The 6165-nt window shown below is 64.1% G+C and carries 5 protein-coding genes; all 5 read right to left on the minus strand.

Annotated features, from left to right (window positions below):
* Positions 1 to 123: 123 nt before the first annotated feature.
* The 5 genes from hisB to ACQRAP_RS05600 all read right to left on the minus strand — a co-directional run bounded on the left by hisB (position 124) and on the right by ACQRAP_RS05600 (position 6092).
* Complete coding sequence (gene hisB / locus ACQRAP_RS05580) at positions 124 to 711, minus strand: imidazoleglycerol-phosphate dehydratase HisB (RefSeq protein WP_427748065.1); 588 nt, start codon at positions 709 to 711, stop codon at positions 124 to 126.
* Positions 712 to 1827: a histidinol-phosphate transaminase gene (hisC, locus tag ACQRAP_RS05585; RefSeq protein WP_427728474.1), complete on the minus strand. Its 1116-nt coding sequence runs from the start codon at positions 1825 to 1827 to the stop codon at positions 712 to 714. It abuts the gene before it with no gap.
* Position 1828: 1 nt separating this feature from the next.
* A complete protein-coding gene (gene hisD, locus ACQRAP_RS05590) occupies positions 1829 to 3265 on the minus strand; it encodes a histidinol dehydrogenase (RefSeq protein ID WP_152067999.1) in 1437 nt (478 codons plus the stop codon).
* Positions 3266 to 3370: 105 nt separating this feature from the next.
* Positions 3371 to 5086 carry an ATP phosphoribosyltransferase gene (gene hisG, locus ACQRAP_RS05595; protein WP_427728471.1) on the minus strand — a complete coding sequence of 572 codons (1716 nt, stop codon included), beginning with the start codon at positions 5084 to 5086 and terminating at the stop codon, positions 3371 to 3373.
* Between the two features lie 169 nt (positions 5087 to 5255).
* Complete coding sequence (locus ACQRAP_RS05600; protein ID WP_195444739.1) at positions 5256 to 6092, minus strand: sugar phosphate isomerase/epimerase family protein; 837 nt, start codon at positions 6090 to 6092, stop codon at positions 5256 to 5258.
* Positions 6093 to 6165: the final 73 nt, after the last annotated feature.

Genomic DNA, 6165 nt, shown 5'->3' on the forward strand with positions numbered 1-6165 from the left:
TCCCATTCAAAACCTGCCAAAAAGGGACAGGTTTATTTTGGTCGGTTAAACGTTCACCCACCGTATGAGACAGCATTTCCGCAGATAAAACCTGCCAAAATAAACCTGTCCCTTTTTGGCAGGTTACAGCGAGCCCTTGGTGCTGGGGATGCCCTGCACGCGGGGATCGAGCTCGCAGGCGTGGCGCATCGTGCGGCCCACGGCCTTAAAGGCGGCCTCGATAATGTGATGCGAGTTGCCGCCTGCGAGCTCGCGCACGTGCAGCGTGAGCTTGGCATCGCGCGCAAAGGCATAGAAGAACTCGACGGCCAGCTCGGTATCGAAGCTGCCCACACGTTCGGTCGGCACGGGCAGCTCGCAGTAGGCCTGGCCGCGACCCGAAATGTCCACGGCGGCCATCACGAGCGTCTCGTCCATGGCAATCGCCGCGTCTGCAAAGCGCGTAATACCCGCCTTGTCGCCCAGCGCTTGGCAAAACGCCTCACCCAGCACAATGCCCGTGTCCTCGACGGTATGGTGCGCGTCGACCTCCACGTCGCCTACTGCATGCACCGTCAAATCAAACAGGCCATGGCGGCCAAAGGCGTTGAGCATGTGGTCGAAAAACGGCACGCCGGTCGAGATATCGCACACGCCGCATCCGTCCAGGTCGAGTTTGACAACAATATCGGTCTCCCCCGTCTTGCGGACCACCTCGGCATAACGGCTCATCTACATCTCCTCCTTCACCAGCGCGGCAAACGCAGCCAGCACCTCATCGTTTTCCTGCGGGGTGCCCACGGTAATGCGCAGACAGTCCGCAAGCCCCGGCGCGTAGCTAAAGTCGCGCACCAAAATCGAATACTCGTCGCGCAGGCGCTCACGCACGCGCGTAGCATGCGGCGTGCGCACGAGCACAAAGTTCGCCGCACTCGGCCATGCCTCCACGGGCAGACCCCCGGCAGCCATTGCGCGCAGGGCACACAGTTCGCGCTCGCGCTCGGATGCGACCTGTGCCACCACGGGCGCGTACGCATCGCGGGCGCGCACGCAGGCAAGCGCCGCCGCCTGGCTCAGCACGTTGACCGAATAGATCTGGCGAATCGCCGCAAACACGTCGATGACCTCGGGCGCCGCAATCACATAGCCCAGACGCGTGCCGGCGGCGCCAAACGCCTTGGACAGCGTATGCAGGATCACCAGGTTGGGATGCTCGGCGATAAGTCCCTGCGCTGTGGTGGCCGCGCCAAACGAATCATCGGCAAACTCCACGTAGGCCTCGTCGACCATCACCACGCCGGGGCACGCATCGCACAGGGCCGCGACAAAGTCGAGCGGTGCCACGTCGCCCGTGGGGTTATTGGGCGAGGTCACGATTGCCAGGTTGCACTCGGGCGCCGCCGCGAGCACGGCAGCCTGGTCGAGCTCAAAGGTCGCGGGGTCTCGCCACACGTCGCGCACCTCGGTCTGGCAGAGCGACGCAAAGAACGCATACTCGCTAAAACACGGCGGGCAGTTGAGCAGGGTCCGCCCCGCGCCGCCAAACGCCAGCAGGTAGTTATAGAGCAGCTCGTCGCCGCCGTTGCCCACGCAGATATTCTCGCGCGCCACGCCATGCCAAGCGGCAAGCTCGTCGCGCAGGTCGTTCGACATGGGATCGGGGTAGCGGTTGAGCGGCGTGGCAGCCAGGGCGGCGTCGACCGCCTCGCGCACGCCAGCCGGCACAGGATAGGTGTTCTCGTTGGCCGAAAGGTTGATGCGCGTGGGCGTAAAGTTGGGATTGTAGGGCTCAATGCCAGCCAAGTAGGGCTGGACGAGCTCCTTCATGCGAGACGTCAGCTCGGCCATATTAGGCCTCCTCGCCGGTCGCGCCAGCGCCATCCGCGCTTGCTGCCGCTAGGTCCACACCCTCGGCGACCGTCGCCACGGCGTCGCCCGGCCAGGCGACCTTGGTCAGGTCGGCCGCGGCCAGAGACTCAGCACTCACGGCACCCTCGCCCTGCTCCAGCACACGGCGACGCAGTGCGGCGGAAAGCGCGTGTGCCCACAGGCCCTCGGCCTCGGCCAGGCGCTGCGTCGCGGGAGCGTCCGAGAGCAGGCCCTCGGGCGTATAGCAAATGACGCTCGAGCGCTTGACGAATTCTTCGACCGAAAGCGGGTTGGAGAACATGGCCGTGCCGCCGGTCGGCAGCGTGTGGTTGGGGCCGGCAACATAATCGCCAAGCGGCTCGGAGCTCCAAGCGCCCACAAAGATGGCGCCGGCGTTGCGAATGCCGCCGAGCAGGCCCATCGCATCCTTGCAGTGCAGCTCCAGGTGCTCGGGCGCCACGGTGTTCACCGCCTCGACGGCAGCAGCCATATCGGCGGCCACCACGATGGTGCCCTCGTTGTCGAGCGAGGCGCGCGTGATCTCGGCGCGCGGGGACTGTGCCACTAAAATGTCGATACCCGCCTCGACCTCGCGCGCAAACTGCTCGTCGCAGGTCACCAGATAGCAGGCTGCTAGCGGATCGTGCTCGGCCTGGGCCATCAGGTCGGCCGCGACCACCATGGGTTTGGCCGTGGCATCTGCCAGCACGCAGACCTCGGAGGGACCGGCGACCATGTCGATGCCCACGTCGCCCGAGACAATCTGCTTGGCCGCGGCAACAAAGGCGTTGCCCGGACCGGTGATTTTGTCGACGCGAGGAATGGTCTCGGTACCGTACGCCAGCGCGGCCACGGCCTGGGCGCCGCCCACCATATAGATCTCGTCCACGCCGCCGAGCTTTGCCGCGGCGAGCGTGTAGGGGCTGATCAGGCCATCTTTTTGCGGCGGGGTCACCATGACCACGCGCTCAACGCCGGCCACCTTGGCGGGAATGGCATTCATGAGCACCGTGGAGGGATACTGCGCGCGACCGCCCGGCACGTAGATGCCGGCTGCCGCAAGCGGGGTCACCTTAACGCCGAGCATGGTGCCATCTGCACGCGTGGTAAACCAGCTCTGCTCGACCTCGCGCTGGTGGAACTCGCGAATCTGGCGCGCAGCCTTCTCGAGCGCCGCGACAAAGGCCGGATCGAGGCCCTCGAGCGCGGCATCGATCTGCTCTTGCGGCAGACGGAAGCTCTGCAGCTCAACACCATCAAAACGCTGACAGTAGTCGCGCACCGCGGCATCGCCGTTGGCGCGCACGTTGGCCACGATATCGCGGGCGGCGTCGACGATGTTTTGCGGCAGCACGCCCTTACGGTTGAGCTGGTTGGTAACGAGACGCTCACCGGGAGCAAGCTTGATAGTCTTCATATCGGTATCCCCTATCGGTCGAGGTTGTGTTCGAAAAACGAGAGGCCGGGCGGCGGCGCCCATCGGCCCGCAGCCCAGACGTTGGGGCGCCCGTGCGTGCTCGCGCTATTGTGCCGAGCCCGCAACGGGCTCAAAATGCTTGTCCTTAACGGCCGCCGCCAAGCGATCTGCCAGATTGCGTACGCGCGGATCCAAGCGAGCGGCACCCGGGTTGACAAAAAAGCGCGCCGTGCAGTCCATAATGCGGCCGGTGATGACCAAATCGTTGTCGCGCAGCGTGGCACCCGTGGCGGTAATATCCACGATACGGTCGGTCATGCCGACGATGGGGCCCAGCTCGATGTTGCCGTGCAGCGAGACGATATCGGCGTTCACACCGCGCTCGGCATACCAGGCACTCGCGATGCGCGGATACTTGGTTGCCACGCGAAGCGAACCGCGGCGGGCATAGTTGCGCTCGGCCTGGCCGGCGCGCCACGCGGGCTCTGCCTCGATAAAGGTGCACAGGCCGTAGCCCAAATCGACCAGCTGCAGCAGGTTGAGGTCGGCCTCGATGAGCGAATCCCAGCCGCAGATGCCGCAATCGGCGCCACCGCAGCCCACAAAGGCGGGCGCATCGCTGGGTCGCACGATAACAAACTCGATATCGCCAACCGTGCCCTCACCGGCACGCGTGTCGCGACCGCGCACAATCAGGTGACGGCCGGGGTCACGCAACTCAGAGACGTCCAGGCCCGCGGCCTCGAGCACGTCGAGCGTGTCTGCCTTAAGCGAGCCCTTGGGCACGGCAATGCGCAGCGGACCCTCGGCGCCACGGCCCGCGGCGTGATCGCCGTCGGAAGCGGTGTCCTCTGCCGAGGTACGCGCGGCCTCCAGGCGCTCGAGCGAAAAGGCGAAGCCCGCCGCCGGCACCTCGATGCCGTCGCCAAATGCACCGGTAAAGATGGAGTCGTAGCGTCCGCCCGAACCGACCGGATCGGGCAAGCCGCCGGCATAGGCCTTAAAGACCAGGCCCGTGTAGTAATCGAAAGAGTTCATGATGGAGAAATCGAACGACAGCACCTGGGCGTCCTCGGGAGCCAAACCCTCGACCAGGGCACGCAGCTCGCGCGTCGGCGGCGCGGCGATACCGGCGGCCTCCAGCAGCGCGTCCACGCGGTCGAGCACCTCGGCACCACCGTGCAGGCGCGGCAGTTCGCTAATGGCGGCCTTGACGGCATCAGACTCGGTGCTGGCAGCCACGCGGGCATCGAGGCCCACAAAGTCGTTGGCATGCACGCAGCGCAGGGCCTCGGCTGCCAGCTCGCGATCCTCGCACGCCGCGAGCAGCTCCTTAAAAGGACGCACGCTACCTGCGATAATACGAGCATCGGGAAGCGCCAGCTTACGCACGGCCTCGGCCACCAGCGAAACAATCTCTACATCGCCCGCGGTATCGCCCGCACCGATAAGCTCAAAGCCCAGCTGCGTAAACTGACGCGAGCCACCGGCATTGCGCTGGCACTCGCGAACCACCGGCGCCTCGTAGCGAAGGCGCAGGGGCAAATCGGCCGCACGCATGCGGGTCGAAACCAGGCGCACGATCGGCAGCGTGTTGTCGGGACGGACCACCAGCAGGCGACCATCATCGTCAAAGAGCTTAAACGGCGTGTCCGCAATGCGGCCGCCCTCCTCGAGTGAGCCCTTGTCCTCGAGCAGTGGCGTCTCGACCGGCAGGTAATGATGCTCCCTAAAGCAGCCCTTCACCGTACATGCGATCTCCTCGCGCGCCTGAGCCTCCTCGGGCAATATGTCCCGGAATCCCCACGGTGTGGCCGTCATCTGGTGAGCCTCCTCATGCTGTGTTTCATATAGAGCAGAAGACCGGCATAGCTCCGCCGGTCTTCTGGGTACTTTAGCATACTAGAGTGTTTGCGGGGAAAATCCGTCGTAGCCGCTCACACCGTATTCATTTGGAAACATAGGGCAGATTGCCGCAACCCAACCCCACCTAGGCGCCAATCGCACGACGATACTCTGCCATTACCTGCGCATCGGCAGCTGCGGGGTCGGCAAAATAGCGCCAGTCATAGGTCTCGGCCGAAACAACTCCGCGATAGCCGCGCGCCACCAGCCTATCCAGGTCGGCGCGCATATCGCGGTCGCCGTCACCCCAGGCAAGATGCGTCGTGCCATCTGCCGCAACATCGACAAAATGCACGTGGGCGACATCATCGCCAAGCAGATCGAAATAATCGTCGATGGTATCCCCCGCCACCGCCATAGCGCCTATATCCAGACACGCCTTAAGTGCCGGATGATCAACCGCCTCGATCATGCGCTTCGTGTCGGCCGCCGAGTTCACGATCATCGACTCAACCGGCTGTAGGGCCTCGAGCACCAGTCGCACGCCGCGCTCTCCCGCATGCTCGGCAATCGCACGCAGCATCGAGGCACTTCGACCCCACGCGTCCTCGATCGGCTCGTTCAAAAATGCCCAGCCGCTCGAGACCATGACCTGCTCGGCTCCAAGTTCCGCCGCGATATCCACAACGTTCTTAAAGTACGCGAGCGTGCGGGCACGTGCCTCATTCCCGCGCGCCGCGATATTCCACGGCTTGGGGTTGTTCTGTTCGGGACAAAGCCCCACAATCCGAATCCCATACCGCTGTGACAGCTCCTGCACCTGCTCGAGCGAATCGTATCCATGGCAATCGACATACAGATGCATCGCCCCGGTCCAAAGCTCGCAACACGTGTAGCCCGAGGCCGCTGCCGAAGAAAAGAATTCCTCAAGGTCAAAATAACGATGGCTGATATTCATGACGGCAAGCTGGGGATAGCTCATAATTACTCTCCAACCCAAGCGAGGCCCCGTTCCATATAGGAGCGAGGCCCGATTACACAAACGTTATTTGCTC

Origin of the sequence: Collinsella sp. SGI.180, from assembly GCF_050313455.1 — a bacterium.
In the GTDB taxonomy this organism is placed as follows: Bacteria; Actinomycetota; Coriobacteriia; order Coriobacteriales; family Coriobacteriaceae; genus Collinsella.